Source organism: Exiguobacterium sp. s75, from assembly GCF_018617145.1.
Lineage (GTDB): Bacteria > Bacillota > Bacilli > Exiguobacteriales > Exiguobacteriaceae > Exiguobacterium > Exiguobacterium profundum.
Genome location: NZ_JACSJQ010000001.1, coordinates 1,798,193 through 1,814,027, shown reverse-complemented (window position 1 = coordinate 1,814,027; position 15,835 = coordinate 1,798,193). Strand labels below are relative to the sequence as shown.

Here is a 15,835-nt window from a genome sequence, read left to right as displayed (position 1 = left end):
GTCAATGGATATTCGGACACTAGCAGAACGAGAGCTATCCGAACTTCCATTGTTCGATATGACAGAATGGTTGGCTCGTAAAGGGGAATACGATCCTTCTTTCCGTCTTGTCGCCAGTGAGTTCGGTGTCATCACGACGCTCCTCGACCATGGCTATTATGAAGAAGCGAGCGAACGAATCGTGCCGCTCCTCGGGATGAAAGTGCCTGCTGCTTTCCATCGACTAGGTCTTGCGCTAGAAGTGAAGGCGAACGGAAAAAAAGCGGCCAAGCGCCGCTTTCGTTCGTTCTCGTCGGCTGTCATCCAACATTCGGATTTAGCCGAATGGCGACAGGCGTTCAAGTTCGATAAGAAATGGCTCGGACTCCCGCTTGTCGTTGGTCTTGCAGCTGTAGCGCTCGTATTTTGGCCAGATTCCGAACCGCCGGTCGTCACGCCGGACGAACCGGACGAAGTCGTTGTCGAGACGGTGACAGAAGAAGAAGCGCTCGCGGAACGTCTTGAAGAACTCGAGGCAGAAGTCGCCCGACTCGAAGAAGAGAATGAGAAACTTCAAGATTCGGACGAACAGAAGCCAGAGGAATCGACTGAAGAAGCACCGGACACCTCAACGGATGTCGTACCGCTGGCTGAGGTAGAATCACTCGTCCAAGACAAACAGTATGAAAAAGCCGACCGCCTATTAGACGGGAACGCGAAAGTCGGACAAGAACAAGCAGTTGGATTTTATCGACTTCTTGTCGACAATAAGTTAGGACAAGCAGACATTGCGGACTATGCGGCTTATCTCGAGTCGTATCCGGAATCCGGTTATAAGGCGGATGTCCTTTGGATGAAAGGGATTGCCGAGAAAAAAGCGAATGACCCGGCTTATCGTGAAACATTGACGACCGTTTCAGAGATGGAAGGGACGTATTGGGCACCGATTGCGAAGTCCGTGCTCGAAGAGTAAGGTGCTACATGAGTAGCGCCTTTTCTCATGAAATTCTAATGAAGTACACCACGATTTCTCGTTTTCCTGTCGTATGATTTGAGGTAGGAGGGATGCGTGTATGAAACGTGTAATGAAAACCATTGGAACAACTTTATTGGCGATCGGACTTATGGGAATCGGACTTGCCGGATTTTTATTCTTCACTTCACCTGGACAAGCTAGCCTGTCGCAACTATCGCTAGCGGCGCTGCAAGTCGAACAGCAGATGGAACAAGTCGATACGAAGTGGGATGAATGGGAAGATGATTTAGAAAGACGAATCGAGCAAGCCATTCCGGAAGGCGTTCGTCTGTTTTTTGCGGATTGAATTCGGGAAATGAATAACGGTACGTCGAGCGAACCGCTCGGCGTTTTTTCAAAGGAGTGAGCAGGATGCAGACGATTCTCGTCGTAGAAGATGATTCGAAGATTGCGCGATTACTGGAGTTGGAATTGAAGCATGCGGGATATGCGGTCATGGTGGCGACAGACGGTCGTACCGGTTTGGAACGAGCTCTCGCTGACGATGTCGACCTCGTGTTGCTTGACGTGATGTTACCTCAAATGAGTGGACTCGAGGTGGTCCGTCGTCTGAAAGAAGAGCGACCTTTGTTACCCGTTCTGATGGTGACGGCCCGTGGCGATCGATACGATAAAGTGAGTGGACTCGATCTTGGCGCAGATGATTACATCACAAAACCATTTGAAATAGAAGAAGTGCTCGCACGGATTCGGGCATTTTTACGAATGCGCCAGCTTGTTCGTCAAGACCATTCCGAACAGGTGTTGACATATGAGACATTGACTGTCGACGTGAATCGTCATGAAGTATATTGTGACGGAAAGAAAGTAGAGTTGACTCGACGTGAGTTTGACTTGTTGGTTTTCTTTTTAGAGAATCCGGAGCGAGTTTTGACGCGTGACCAACTCGTCGAACACGTGTGGGGATTCGACTATTATGGGGATACGAACGTCGTGGACGTGTATGTCCGATACGTCAGGAAAAAATTGACCGGCTCTTGGATTCAAACGGTTCGCGGTGTCGGCTATATGTTGAAGCGTGGTGAGTGACCGATGCTACGAACAAAGATTGCGTGGGCGATGACAGGGTTTATGCTGTTGCTTCTTCTCGTCTCCTTTGGCGTGACCTGGTTCGTCGCCAGACAGGAAATTGTCGATTCGCGTTTTGACGTGTTACTGCAGGCGTTGAATCTCTTGGAAGAAGATGTCCGGAATAGCGATGCGGTATTGTCGCTTCATGAGGACAGTGTCGTGTTAGAACGTCAAGAAAACGGCGAATGGGGAATCATCGCAGGAGAAGTGCCAGACGGAACGACGTTTCCCATCAATTACGGGGAACCGGCCCTCATCGATGATTGGTTTGTGGTCGCGACGACGGATGGACTAGCGTTCGGCTTTCAGGATCGAGATGTGAGCAATACGATTCAAGCGCTCGCAACCATTTTTCTCGTCATGTTCTTCCTTGCCGTTCTCTTGACGTTCCTCGGGACGTGGTGGATTTTACGTCAAGGTCTGTCACCGTTACGCCGATTGACAGAAACGATGGAACGGATCACGGAGTCCGGTAAGTTAGAGACAATCGAAGTGGCTGACCGAAAGGATGAAGTGACGACTCTTTCGGACGGATTTAATCATATGATCGAGCGAGTCGAAGGGACGATGGAGCAACAACGTCGTTTCGTCGCCGATGTTTCACATGAACTCAAGACACCGTTGACCGTCATCGAGGGCTATGCGAAGTTATTGCAACGGTGGGGACAAGAAGATGAGAGTGTACGTGCCGAAGCGATTGACCATATTTTAACGGAGTCGCGTCAAATGCGACATGATTTGATTGAACCGATGCTCGAATTGAATCGATTTGCTGCACTCGAACAGGTAGAGCGAGAAGAAATCGATTTAGCTGAACTTGGGGAATCAATAGGGGAACGTTTTTTGCGGTCGCACGGCGTCCATTTACCTATTGAAGCTACAGGAAGCTGGTTTGGTCATCGTGAGTCGTTACAGCGGATTCTTGTCATCCTATTAGACAATAGTTTGAAGTATGCGGAAGAGACGAGCCTTCATTTGAAGAGTGATCGAATTGAGGTACGCGATCGAGGACCCGTTCTAACGGATGATGTGAGGAATCGGCTGTTCGATCGATTCTACCGATTAGATGAAGCGCGCGATCGCAGTGGGAGCGGTCTTGGTCTCGCGATTGCGAAAGAAGTGGCGGACTTGAATGAGTGGACGATAGGAAGTAGATCGAATCATCCGGATGGCAGTATATTTTTCCTGACTCGATGATGAATATTTCGCATTTTCTCATCAACTTCTAATGAAGCCTTAAATATGCTCTCACGGAAGAGGCTTATGATGAAAATAAGAAGAACACATCATGAGGAGGAAACAAACATGAAACGCATCGGTTGGATTATCGGCGCATTATTAGCTGTCATGGCAATTGTTGGAATTGGATTTTACGTAAACGGGAATCAGACGGATACGGTCATTGTTCCACAAGCAATCAATCAAGCGAGTGACGATCGATCGACGGACAACCCAGATGACCCTGCTACATCGGATGGCTCAAGTAGCGCATCAGATGATTCGTCAGCAGCGCGAGTGGGAGATGGAGACGACTATAAACTATACGGGACGCTCGTGAAGTTATCGAAAGAAGATGTCACCATCAGCTTCAACGGAAAAGAGTCGACATACCCTTTAGCGGCGACACATGAAATCGATGACGATACACCGCAAGTGGGTGACCGGGTAAAACTCGAATTGAACCGAGATGATGAAGTGAAGGAAGTGGACCGTGAGAGTGGTGATGATGATGCGTATATTTACGGCACGCTCGTCAAACTCACAAATCAAGAAGTCACGATTAAGATCGATGGGAAAGACAACGTATATCCACTTGCCGCACGTTCTGAAATCGATGATGACACCCCGCGTGTCGGCGACTTTGTCAAACTTGAACTAAATCAAGATGGGGCGGTCATTGAAGTCGACCGTGAATCGGAGGACGACCAGAATGAACAAGATGATTCTTCGCAGGACGACTCATCTCAAGATGACTCACCTGAAGATGAGCGAGAAAACGACTGATGGTGTAACGAAAAGGACTAATCTTTTGATGGATTAGTTCTTTTTTTGTGGCTAGACGTTGAGGCATAAAATGGATTGGACCGCTTTTATCAAATCATCAGAAACGTAATAATTCTGAAATCATCACAAAAATAGGTTATATGTTATGATGTACAAGAAAAATTTAGGTGGTTTCCACCTAATTGGGAATGAGGAGGGACATCAATGCGTACGTATTGGGGAATCTTACTCAGTTGTATCTTGTTGAGTGGATGTGGTGCCGAGACGTTGAACGCAATCGAATTACGTCCTTTGTCTTCCTATCGAGTCGAGCAAGATCCTGAGATACTATTAACGAAACAAACACAAGAGAAACTGCTTACATACTGTGAGCGTCGTCCGACAGATGTCTTGCCCGAGCGACGAGCCATGGTGGCGGAAGTGACGTTTCATCATCCGCTCTATGAAGTACTCGGCTCCAAAACAGTGAAATATTTTGCAGCGGGAGATGAACGGTACCTCACTTGTGCGAACAGCAATGAGTTGATGGAGCGAACATTTGCTGTGGAGCCCATTCAAGCGTATGAAGCGCTTGAGCCAGAGCGGTTTCAAGAGTCGAACGTAGTTTCGACGATTGAGTTTGAGCGTATCGACGAACTTAAAGCGGTGACCAGTACGTTCAACTTGAACGAGACGCATGAAGAAGTGATATCCGATTCAGTTTTTCGTTATAAGACGCCAGATACGGGGGCAATCTATGTGACGTTCGAGACGATTCGAAACGGACGCACACTTGACCCAATCATTGAACCAAAACTATACCCGTTTCAAAGCGGAGAAAATGAAGGGTATGTCTTCTTGACGAGGCGGGCCGATGATCGTCTCACCCTACAAATCGGAGAGGCGTCCTCGCTCAAACAACTCGTCCTACCGAATATATATGAGGCTCCTTATATGAAAGTCGATCCGAAAGAAGAGATTTCACTAAAGGGAAATCATCGCGAACTCATGAAACGCATCATCTTATCGGACCGACCGATTGAAGGGGATGTGGCTGAAGAGACGTCGTTATCGTTATCGAAAACATATGGAACGGTCCTTGAAATTTGGGGACATGTCCGCCGTCCTGTGACAAACAAGATGTCCACTCGCCCCGCCGAAGGGGAAACGCGCTTGGCCGTTTTTGAATCGGATCAAGATACAATCTGGCTAGACGGACCAAAAACGCAAGAGTTGTTTGACGCCTTGTCTCATATTCAGCCGCATGAAAAAACGTCTACAGCTGTCAAAATCGGAGACTTGCATCTGTATGAAGAATTGACCGAGCAATCCTTTGATGTATGGAAAACGGAAACAGAACTCTATTTAGTCAATCAACACACATCACAATCGTATGAACTTCCGGCCAATGACTATTTCCAAATCAATCAGCTATAAATGGCGTCTGACCTTTGAAAAATTAGAAGTTGGCTCTACCCATCTCAACAGACTTAGGGTACAATGCTCGAGAGAGAATGAGAGAGGAGTGAAGCAAGATGGGAAAAGTGCATGTTTATGACCATCCTTTGATTCAGCACAAAATGACGATTATGCGTAAAGTAGAGACGGGGACGAAGCAGTTCCGTGAACTCGTCGACGAAGTTTCTTCACTTATGGCATACGAAATCACGCGCAGCCTACCCCTAACAGACGTAAAAATCGAGACACCGGTCTCTGTTTCCACGCAAAAGATGATTGCCGGCAAGAAATTGGGAATCGTCCCTATTTTACGTGCAGGACTTGGTATGGTGGATGGGTTCCTCAAAATGATGCCGAACGTAAAAGTCGGTCATATCGGTCTTTACCGTGATCCGGAAACGCTTGAGCCACACGAATACTACTTGAAACTTCCGACAGACGTCACAGAACGCGACTTTATCGTCGTTGACCCGATGCTCGCGACTGGTGGTTCTGCTGTTGATGCGATCGCATCACTCAAGAAACATGGAGCGAAGTCAATCAAGTTGGCATGCCTCTGTGCAGCACCAGAAGGCGTAGAACGTGTACAAGCAGAACATCCGGATGTAGAGATTTATCTTGCTGCACTCGATGAAAAATTAAATGACCACGGTTATATCGTTCCTGGACTTGGGGATGCGGGTGACCGTTTGTTTGGTACGAAGTAATGACTTAAAAGCGAGAATCGCCTGTGCGATTTTCGCTTTTTTTGACGAATGACACGAAAAATATTTATCATTTACAGATGTCACAAAATAGACACAAAACGAGAGCGAGAAGAATGACGAACGAGGATGGAATATATCTATTCTTTCTTATTTAAATAGAATTCTGCTATTTCGGATAGGTAACCAGTGGTGAGGAAGCGATTTTGAACCGGATGAGATTCCTCACAAAAAAATGGGCGAAATCGCTCGACATGGTAAAAACATCCTCGGTATACTGATACAGGACGTTGAAAACGATTTCAAAATGAAGTCAACCGACGTTTCGTAATTCTTTGTGAACGTAAGCGTTTACCGATTGAATTTTCCAAAACGTGGGGGTATAACTGAACTATTCTTCATCTGATTCCGTTTGTGAAATGTTATAAAGTCAACATTTTTATTTCAACGTTTCTTCACACTTTCTTTAAAAAGTGCCTCGATCGTTTAGTTTGTGAAGTGCGTAAAACTATTGATACGACTTGATTTAAAGCGCTTTTATAATTGTGAAATTCATTGACTTCTTATGCCATTTCTATTACTCTGAACTTGTGTGACTTTTGATGGTCACGCGAGTGTGAATTCGTAAAGAATAAGGAAGCACGTGAGACTCGAAAGGGGGGGTTGGATGGCGAAAAAAGACAATCGTTATCTATCCTATGCCTCGCTCGCTTCACAAATCTCGACAGCACTTGCTGGACCGATTGTCATCGGTTATCTCGTCGGACAGTACGGCGAAAGACGTGAATTTTGGGGCACGTTTGGTTGGAATGTGTCGATTATCCTTGGACTCGTGTTCGGGGTTACGGCGCTAGTTCTCACCCTTCGGAGTTTATTGACAGGAGAGGACGAATGAATACGATTCAAGCAGACAGAAAAGCACAAAAAGAGTTGATGAAGCGTTATACGAAATGGTTTACCATATGGTTTGCAATTTTGTTAGTTGGCGCCTTCATCGTCCCGATGTACAAAGCCGTTTTTCTCGGATTGTTCATCGGTGGGGTCGGAAGTCTCATCATTCTACATATGCAGAATCGAAGTGTCATACGCATGTATGACGTCATCGAACATGGACGACGACCAAAGTCGCACGGGACCGTTTCAAGAATGGCGGTCGGTGCGTTAGCAGTGATAGTCGGTCTTCTCTACGAGGATCGAGTGTCCGTCATCGCGGTGGTAACTGGTCTAATCGCCGGCCACATCATACAATTTGGCGAGTTTACACTTGCCCAGCTCAGCAGGAAAAGAGGTGAATATTAATGGGTCATGAGTTTCCCACATATTCTCTGCACTTTGGGGACTATACGTTATACGGGAGCTGGACGAACGTCATTACAGTGTTAATAGCAGCGTTACTCGTCTTCGTATTCGCCATCTGGGGAACAAGACGTTTAGCTATGAAGCCGACTGGCAAACAAAACTTCATGGAATTCTTCGCGGAGTTCGTGCGTGGAATCATCGCAAGTGCGATGGACTGGAAGACAGGAGGACGCTTTATCGGATTTGGGATGACGTTGATTTTGTTCATTCTCTTCTCAAACTTGATGGGTCTACCGTTTAACGTCATTTCCGGACACTATCTGTGGTTCAACTCACCGACGGCCGATCCTTACGTAACCTTGGCGTTGTCGACACTCGTCGTTGCAATGTCGCACTATTACGGGGTGAAGCTACACGGGTTCAAGCACTATTCAGCGGAATTCGTAAAACCAGTCTGGTTCTTGCTTCCGATCAAATTGATCGAGGAGTTTGCGAACACGTTGACACTCGGTTTGCGTCTATACGGTAACATCTTTGCCGGTGAAATCATGATTACCATCATCTTGGGACTCGCGATTACAGCCGAAGGCGCACTCAACCCGCTCGGTGCAATCTTTGCGGTCTTCCCAATGATTCTATGGCAAGGTTTCTCAATCTTTATCGGGGTTATCCAATCCTACATTTTCCTGACGCTTGCAATGGTGTACATCGGGCACAAAGCTTCGGCCGAACATTGATTCGGACATCTCGCCAAAGCGTTACAATCAAATTATTTACTTAACTTTTAGGAGGAATATACACAATGGAACAACTTAATCTTCTCGCAACAGCACTTGTTATCGGACTTGGAGCACTCGCAGCTGGTATCGGTAACGGTTTGATCGTATACGGAACAGTACAAGGACAAGCACGTCAACCAGAACTCAAAAACGAACTTCGTCAAACAATGTTCATCGGTATCGGTTTGGTTGAGGCCCTCCCGATCATCGGTGTGGCTGTCGGTTTCCTTCTCCTCAACTCTTGATTCCGAGTTAACGAGAATAGCATGAGAGGGAGCACGTCTCCCTCACTTATTTAGTCAAGAGGAGGGTATGCATGGATACGATGATGATTGCAGCTGGTGCTGGCGGCGAAGGCCTCCGCATTCTGGATATGATCTTTACAATTTTCACATTCCTCGTACTCTTGGCCCTGTTGAAGAAATTTGCTTGGGGACCACTCCTTGGAATGATGAGACAGCGTGAAGAGTATGTAGCGAACGAAATTGAACTCGCTGAAAAGAGCCGCAAAGATGCGGAGCATTATGTCGTTGAACAACGTGACGCACTCAGTGCAGCACGTACTGAGTCAAAAGAAATGCTCGACGCAAGCCGTCGACAAGCAGAAGCAGAACAAGCACGCTTGGTGGAGCAGGCGCGTTTGGAAGCCGAACAAATTAAAATCGAGGCAGAGAAAGCGATTGAGCGTGAGCGTGAGCTTGCGAAACAATCTCTTCAAACGGAAGTCGTCACACAGGCGCTTTCGGCAGCACGCCACGTCCTTCAATCAGACCTTAAAGGCGATGAAGCGAAACAACGTGCCCTCGTCACAGACTTCCTGTCTAAAGCGAAAGGTGCGAACTGATGAACGCATCACTAGCAAAACGCTATGCCAAAGCGCTCTTCGACTTAGCGCGGGAACAAGGCACGCTCGACCAAGTCGAAGCGGAAGTGCGTCTGCTCGATGAAGTGCTCCACGCGACTCCTGAACTCATGGATCTCTTAACGAATCCGGCAGTCAGTGACAGCGAGCTTGCACAGCTTTTAAAAGACAGCTTTGGTGATATGACGGCGATTGTCGTGAACACACTTCTCGTCATGGTCGAAAACGACCGTGCGGCAGAGGTTCGCGCATTGCCACGTTACGTCCGCGAATTGATCAACGACTATCGTGGAATTGCAGAGGGTATTGTCACAAGCGCCTACCCATTGTCGGCAACAGACTTGAAAGACGTCGAACTCGTCTTCGGACAGAAGCTCGGGAAGACGCTCCAATTGAAGAACGTCGTCGATGAAGAAGTCATCGGTGGACTCCGTGTCCAAGTCGGATACACGACGTACGATGATACGATTGAAACGAAATTGACACGCCTTGAGCGTGAATTGTTGAATGCGTAAGAAATAGGGGTGAATTCAATGACAATCAAAGCTGAAGAAATCAGCGCCCTGCTAAAAGAACGAATCGCTTCGTACGGTTCTGAAATCGAAGTCAGCGAGACAGGTACAGTCATTCAAGTAGGTGACGGTATCGCTCGTGCACACGGACTCGATAACGTTATGGCGGGGGAACTCGTAGAGTTCTCTAACGGCGTAATGGGCTTGGCGCAAAACTTAGAAGAAGGTAACGTCGGGATTATCATCCTTGGCGATTACAAAGGGATCAAAGAAGGCGACTCTGTCAAACGTACAGGTCGCATCATGGAAGTACCAGTCGGTGAGGCGCTCCTCGGACGTGTCGTCAACCCACTCGGACAACCAATCGATGGTCTTGGACCAATCGTGACTGACAACTATAACCCGATCGAGCGTAAAGCTTACGGCGTTATGGCTCGTAAATCGGTTCACGAACCACTTCAAACAGGAATTAAGGCGATTGACGCCCTCGTTCCAATCGGTCGTGGTCAGCGTGAGCTCATCATCGGTGACCGTCAGACAGGTAAAACATCTGTTGCCATCGATGCGATCATCAACCAAAAAGAAGAGAACATGATTTGTATCTACGTTGCAATCGGTCAGAAAGAATCGACTGTACGTGGCGTAGTAGAGACGCTTCGTCAAAACGGCGCGCTCGACTATACAATTGTCGTTTCGGCATCGGCATCACAGCCGGCACCACTTCTTTACCTCGCGCCATTCGCTGGGGTATCGATGGGTGAGTACTTCATGGACCGCGGACAACACGTCCTCGTTGTTTATGATGACCTTTCGAAACAAGCGGCAGCTTACCGTGAGCTCTCGCTCCTTCTCCGTCGTCCTCCAGGCCGCGAAGCCTACCCAGGGGATGTCTTCTACCTCCACTCACGCCTTCTTGAGCGTGCAGCGAAGTTGAACGACGAACTCGGTGGTGGTTCATTGACAGCACTTCCGTTCATCGAGACACAAGCATCGGATATCTCAGCATATATTCCGACAAACGTTATCTCGATCACAGACGGTCAGATCTTCCTTCAGTCGGACCTCTTCTTCTCTGGGGTACGCCCAGCGATCAACGCCGGTCTCTCGGTATCGCGTGTTGGTGGTTCGGCTCAGGTGAAAGCGATGAAGAAAGTTGCTGGTACACTTCGTCTTGACCTCGCGTCTTACCGTGAGCTCGAAGCGTTCGCTCAGTTCGGATCAGATCTCGACAAAGCGACACAATCGAAGTTGAACCGTGGTCAGCGTACGGTTGAAGTCTTGAAACAAGACTTGAACGCACCGCTTTCTGTAGACAAGCAAGTCATCATCATCTACGCACTCACGAAAGGTCATCTCGATGACATCCCAGTCACAGACATCCGTCGTTTCGAAACAGAAATGAACGCATGGCTCGACCAAAACCGTAAAGACCTCTGCCGTGAAATCCGTCAAACAGGAAACCTTCCTTCAGACGAGGCAATGGTCGACGCAATTACGGAATTCAAAAAGACGTTCTCGCCATCGGTTTAATCCGGTGACGAGCGTCTATTAAGGTGGTGAATCGAAATGGCATCATTACGTGAGATCCAGATGCGGATCACCTCGACCCAAAGCACGAAGCAAATCACGAAAGCGATGAACATGGTGTCGGCATCGAAGTTGAACCGGGCCCAAGGGAACAACGCCAACTTCAAGCCGTACATGGACAAGTTGCAAGAAGTCATCTCGTCGATCGCCGGTGGTACATCAGGCGCGACACACCCGATGCTTCAAGTACGTCCCGTCAAACGGACTGGTTATATCGTCATCACGTCAGATCGCGGACTCGCAGGTGGATACAACGCCAGCGTCTTGCGTGACGTGTACCGTGAACTCAAAGACAAGCACACATCAACAGATGAGTACCGTCTTTACGTAATCGGAAAAGTCGGCGTCCAGTTCTTCAAGTCACGCAACATTCCGGTGTATAGCGCGATGACAGGGCTAAACGACCAACCAACTTTTGTTGAAGTCGCAGAAATCGTCAAGCAGACGGTTGGTGCCTTCAGCGAGAGCGAGATTGATGAATTGAAGCTTTGCTACAACTCGTTCATCTCGGTCATCAGCCAAGAAGTGAAGATTCAACAATTGCTCCCGCTCGGGGATATCGAACAGTCCGCATCCAATGTGATGTATGAATACGAACCAGAAGAAGAAACGATCTTAGCGGCGCTCCTCCCACGTTATGCGGAAGGACTCATCTATGGTGCATTGCTCGACGCGAAAGTATCAGAGCACGCAGCACGGATGACGGCGATGTCGAGTGCGACAGACAACGCGGATGAACTCATTCGCGGACTCAAGCTCAAATTCAACCGCGCGCGTCAAGCAGCGATCACACAAGAAATCACAGAGATTGTCGGAGGTGCGTCGGCGCTTGAATAAGCGCACGCTCTCTAGATTGTAGGAGGCTAACACGATGAACGAATACGGCATGAAAGGCCGCGTAGTCGCAGTCATGGGCCCAGTTATCGACGTTAAGTTCGACAACCACTTACCGAACATCTACAACGCTCTCAAAGTCACACACGTGGCAGCGACAGCAGACGATGTTAGTGTCGACTTGACGCTTGAAGTAGCTGTTCACCTTGGTGACGACACGGTCCGTACGATTGCGATGGACTCAACTGACGGCGTTCGCCGCGGTATGGAAGTACTTGACTTAGGATCACCGATTTCGGTACCAGTTGGAGAAATGACACTTGGACGTGTCTTCAACGTTCTCGGTAATCCAATCGATGATAAAGAAGTGGCAGCTGACGTGCTTCGTGCACCGATTCACCGTCAAGCGCCAACATTTGACGAATTGTCAACGAAAGTTGAAATCCTTGAAACAGGGATCAAAGTCGTCGACCTTCTCGCACCATACATCAAAGGTGGTAAAATCGGCCTCTTCGGTGGTGCCGGTGTAGGGAAGACCGTCCTCATCCAGGAACTCATCAACAACATCGCGCAAGAGCACAGCGGGATTTCTGTATTCGCAGGAGTCGGTGAGCGTACGCGTGAAGGAAATGACTTGTTCCACGAGATGACGGACTCAGGCGTTATCAAGCAAACAGCGATGGTCTTCGGTCAAATGAACGAACCACCTGGTGCACGTCTCCGTGTTGCCTTGACTGGTTTGACAATGGCAGAATACTTCCGTGACGAGCAAGGACAAGACGTTCTTCTCTTCGTTGATAACATCTTCCGTTTCACACAAGCAGGTTCTGAGGTTTCGGCCCTTCTCGGACGTATGCCATCGGCGGTAGGTTACCAGCCGACACTTGCGACAGAAATGGGTATGCTTCAAGAGCGAATCACATCGACTGCAAAAGGATCGGTTACTTCGATTCAAGCGGTTTATGTACCAGCCGATGACTATACGGACCCGGCTCCGGCAACAACGTTCGCCCACCTTGATGCCACAACAAACCTTGAGCGTCGTCTTTCGGAGATGGGGATTTACCCAGCCGTTGACCCACTCGCATCGACTTCACGCGCCCTCTCTCCTGAAATCGTAGGGAAAGATCACTATGAAGTCGCACGTAACGTTCAACAGACGCTTCAGCGTTACAAAGAACTTCAAGACATCATCGCCATCCTCGGGATGGATGAGTTGTCTGAAGACGACAAACTCACGGTTCACCGTGCACGTCGTATTCAGTTCTTCTTATCACAAAACTTCCACGTGGCTGAGCAGTTCACGGGCCAAAAAGGTTCATACGTGCCAGTCAAAGAGACAGTACGCGGCTTCAAAGAGATCCTCGAAGGTAAACACGACGATCTTCCTGAAGATGCATTCCGTCTCGTCGGTCCAATCGAAGACGTCATCGAAAAAGCGAAGACGTTGGTCTAAGACCTACGCGGAAGGGGGAAACTAGACGATGAATACTGTTCACGTCAACGTCGTCACCCCGGATGGTGCAGCCTTTGAAGGAGACGCACGAATGGTCATCGCCAAATCGGTCACTGGTGAGCTCGGTATCTTACCGAAGCACATCCCGATGGTGACGCCACTCGACGTCTCAGTTCTCAAGCTGCGCCACGAAGATGGTGGACGCACGCTGATCGCAATCAGCGGCGGTTTCATGGAAGTTCGTCCCGACACGGTGACGATCTTAGCTGAAACAGCCGAAATGGCGGATAAGATTGACTATGACCGCGCTTCTGCGGCGAAGGTTCGTGCCGAGCGTCGTCTTCAAGACACGAAGCTCTCGGAACTCGAATTCCGTCGTGCGGAACTTGCGCTCAAAAAAGCGATCAACCGCTTAAGCATTCGCGATATGAAAGAATAAGAATGACTCTCACACGAAAGTGTGGGAGTTTTTGTTTTTTTTTTTTTTTTGAAAAAAATGGGTCTTTTGTCGTGCTTCTAAATGATGGGACTAGTAAAAAATATATGGGAGAAGACCGATAATAAAGGTGGGAACTATCGTAAAGGAGATTAGGGAATGAAAGTTTACGTTGCGCGACAACCAATTTTTGACCAACAGTTACGCGTTTGCGGCTACGAATTGTTATATCGCCGCAGCGAAAATAATATTTTTGAGAACGTAGATGATTCGTTGGCAACGGCTGACGTCATTCATAACGCTTACCTTGTGTTCAATTTTCGGGAATTGACAGAAGGGACGCGTGCGTTCATCAACTTCCCTCAAACGTTGATTGAAGGGGAAGTGCCTTCGTTGCTACCGCGTCAATCGCTCGTCGTCGAAGTGCTCGAACATGTCGAACCGACGGAAAAGCTATTACAGTCTCTCCGCTCTTTGAGACGTCAAGGTTATACGATTGCATTGGATGATTTCGTATTTGAAGAGAAGTATCGCCCATTGATTGGACTCGCCGACATCATCAAAATTGACTATCAAGCGACCCCGGTAGACCAGCAGCAAAAATTGATTGATGCGCTCGGACACCGAATCGAATTTTTGGCGGAAAAAATCGAGACACCCGCAGAGTACGAGATTGCGAAACGACTCGGATATAAGATGTTCCAAGGATACTTCTTTAGTCGTCCCATCGTGGAGCACGGGGCCGAAGTCCATCCGTTGCGTCACACGCTCATTGAAATGTTAAAAGAACTCGATCGTCCGGAACCGAGCTTCCGACGGATTTCAGCGCAAATTGAGCGAAGTGTCGACTTATCCTATAAGATGCTCCGTACGGTCAATACGGTGTATCAAAAAGGTCGACATACCATTCAATCCATCGAGCAAGCCGTCGCACGAATCGGACTAGATGAGTTGAAACGATGGTCGTATTTGATGCTCTTACGGGAGATGCAGACCTCTGAATCGAAAGAACTAATCAAACAGAGTGTCATCCGCGGGAAAATGATGGAGTTGATTGCGGAGGATACATTGACAGATGTATTACCGTTTGATGCATTCATTACAGGAATCTTCTCATCACTCGACGTCATTCTCGATGAGGCGATGCAAACGTTGATTGCAGAGCTTCCGGTGGCGCTCCCTGTAAAGGCAGCGTTACTCGGTGAAAAGAATGGTTTGCGAAAGTTGTTAGAGGATGTGATCGCCTACGAACAGTTGACGATTCCACTCCATAACACAGATTCGGATTGGTCTCAATATTACGTCGAAGCGATTCAATGGTCTCGTAGCCTTGACGAGTCGATTGAATAATGTTTGAAATATGTGAGGGGCGTCAATTACTGTAGTAAAGCCTTACTGCTGATGATGTCCCTTTTGGTGTGCTTGTAGAAAAAGTGAGTTGATCGAATGGTTCAAACCGCTCGAAGCTTAAGACCCTAAGTCTTTTTTTCTCTAACATGTCATGATATGATTGAAAATGGTACGAATTTTAGAAAAGAGGGGAATCGTCGATGGTCAATACCGTATTTTCGCTAGCGATTTATATCATAGCGATCTACGTTGCTTGGTGGGCACTCTTACCCGTCAAATGGGACAAGGTGCTCAATCAAGTGAGGAGTCCGCAAGCTGCTGTCTTGCGCGTCCTCGTAGCGGTTGTCTTCGGTTCGCTGATTGCCCAGTTCTTTTTGGAGTATATTCGACTGGCGCAGGCGCTCGCACCTATACAGTAGTCGCAGAATATTTAACAAACTGTAATCCTGCTGTAACGACTCCTATATGATTATCATGTAGGATAAATTC

Annotated in this window: 19 protein-coding genes; all 19 read left to right on the top strand. The window is 48.0% G+C overall.

All coding sequences use genetic code 11. From position 1 onward, the window contains the following. The first annotated feature begins 4 nt into the window (after nt 1–4). The 19 genes from KNO68_RS09260 (at nt 5) to KNO68_RS09170 (ending at nt 15,765) form a co-directional block, all read left to right on the top strand. On the top strand, nt 5–952 hold the full coding sequence (locus KNO68_RS09260) for a hypothetical protein (RefSeq protein ID WP_214730234.1): 948 nt from the start codon (nt 5–7) through the stop codon (nt 950–952). A gap of 100 nt (nt 953–1,052) precedes the next feature. Further along, entirely contained in the window at nt 1,053–1,301 is a 249-nt protein-coding gene (locus KNO68_RS09255; protein WP_214686029.1) for a hypothetical protein, read from the top strand. A 65-nt stretch (nt 1,302–1,366) separates the two neighbouring features. Then, nucleotides 1,367–2,044, top strand: a complete 678-nt coding sequence (locus tag KNO68_RS09250) for a response regulator transcription factor (protein WP_211782232.1) — start codon at nt 1,367–1,369, stop codon at nt 2,042–2,044. Nucleotides 2,045–2,047: 3 nt separating this feature from the next. Beyond that, nucleotides 2,048–3,283: a sensor histidine kinase gene (locus KNO68_RS09245; protein WP_214730235.1), complete on the top strand. Its 1,236-nt coding sequence runs from the start codon at nt 2,048–2,050 to the stop codon at nt 3,281–3,283. 108 nt (nt 3,284–3,391) lie between these two features. Further along, entirely contained in the window at nt 3,392–4,090 is a 699-nt protein-coding gene (locus tag KNO68_RS09240) for a hypothetical protein (protein WP_078147664.1), read from the top strand. Between the two features lie 204 nt (nt 4,091–4,294). After that, on the top strand, nt 4,295–5,506 hold the full coding sequence (locus KNO68_RS09235; protein ID WP_215112370.1) for a hypothetical protein: 1,212 nt from the start codon (nt 4,295–4,297) through the stop codon (nt 5,504–5,506). Between the two features lie 98 nt (nt 5,507–5,604). Next, entirely contained in the window at nt 5,605–6,234 is a 630-nt protein-coding gene (gene upp / locus KNO68_RS09230) for a uracil phosphoribosyltransferase (RefSeq protein ID WP_214686037.1), read from the top strand. Between the two features lie 664 nt (nt 6,235–6,898). Beyond that, the gene (locus KNO68_RS09225; protein ID WP_012727363.1) at nt 6,899–7,126 is read left to right on the top strand and encodes a hypothetical protein; all 228 of its coding nucleotides are present in this window, start codon (nt 6,899–6,901) and stop codon (nt 7,124–7,126) included. After that, nucleotides 7,123–7,530: an ATP synthase subunit I gene (locus KNO68_RS09220; protein WP_074035722.1), complete on the top strand. Its 408-nt coding sequence runs from the start codon at nt 7,123–7,125 to the stop codon at nt 7,528–7,530. Before KNO68_RS09225 ends, KNO68_RS09220 begins: the two co-directional genes overlap by 4 nt. Then, nucleotides 7,530–8,267, top strand: a complete 738-nt coding sequence (gene atpB / locus KNO68_RS09215; RefSeq protein ID WP_074035878.1) for a F0F1 ATP synthase subunit A — start codon at nt 7,530–7,532, stop codon at nt 8,265–8,267. The genes KNO68_RS09220 and atpB overlap by 1 nt, the downstream gene beginning before the upstream one ends. Before the next feature lie 65 nt (nt 8,268–8,332). Beyond that, nucleotides 8,333–8,554: a F0F1 ATP synthase subunit C gene (atpE, locus tag KNO68_RS09210; RefSeq protein WP_012727360.1), complete on the top strand. Its 222-nt coding sequence runs from the start codon at nt 8,333–8,335 to the stop codon at nt 8,552–8,554. A gap of 71 nt (nt 8,555–8,625) precedes the next feature. Beyond that, nucleotides 8,626–9,153: a F0F1 ATP synthase subunit B gene (gene atpF, locus KNO68_RS09205; protein ID WP_012727359.1), complete on the top strand. Its 528-nt coding sequence runs from the start codon at nt 8,626–8,628 to the stop codon at nt 9,151–9,153. Continuing rightward, a complete protein-coding gene (locus KNO68_RS09200; protein WP_012727358.1) occupies nt 9,153–9,686 on the top strand; it encodes a F0F1 ATP synthase subunit delta in 534 nt (177 codons plus the stop codon). Before atpF ends, KNO68_RS09200 begins: the two co-directional genes overlap by 1 nt. Nucleotides 9,687–9,704: 18 nt before the next feature. Next, on the top strand, nt 9,705–11,213 hold the full coding sequence (atpA, locus tag KNO68_RS09195) for a F0F1 ATP synthase subunit alpha (protein ID WP_078147660.1): 1,509 nt from the start codon (nt 9,705–9,707) through the stop codon (nt 11,211–11,213). 36 nt (nt 11,214–11,249) lie between these two features. Next, entirely contained in the window at nt 11,250–12,107 is an 858-nt protein-coding gene (atpG, locus tag KNO68_RS09190) for an ATP synthase F1 subunit gamma (RefSeq protein ID WP_074035890.1), read from the top strand. Between the two features lie 34 nt (nt 12,108–12,141). Beyond that, nucleotides 12,142–13,560 (top strand): F0F1 ATP synthase subunit beta, encoded by a 1,419-nt coding sequence (gene atpD / locus KNO68_RS09185; RefSeq protein WP_078147659.1) that lies wholly within the window; start codon nt 12,142–12,144, stop codon nt 13,558–13,560. 28 nt (nt 13,561–13,588) lie between these two features. Next, nucleotides 13,589–13,999, top strand: a complete 411-nt coding sequence (locus KNO68_RS09180) for a F0F1 ATP synthase subunit epsilon (protein WP_012727354.1) — start codon at nt 13,589–13,591, stop codon at nt 13,997–13,999. Nucleotides 14,000–14,155: 156 nt separating this feature from the next. Further along, a complete protein-coding gene (locus KNO68_RS09175; protein WP_215112369.1) occupies nt 14,156–15,346 on the top strand; it encodes an EAL and HDOD domain-containing protein in 1,191 nt (396 codons plus the stop codon). Between the two features lie 200 nt (nt 15,347–15,546). Continuing rightward, nucleotides 15,547–15,765, top strand: a complete 219-nt coding sequence (locus tag KNO68_RS09170; RefSeq protein ID WP_012727352.1) for a DUF1146 family protein — start codon at nt 15,547–15,549, stop codon at nt 15,763–15,765. The last annotated feature ends 70 nt before the right edge of the window (nt 15,766–15,835 follow it).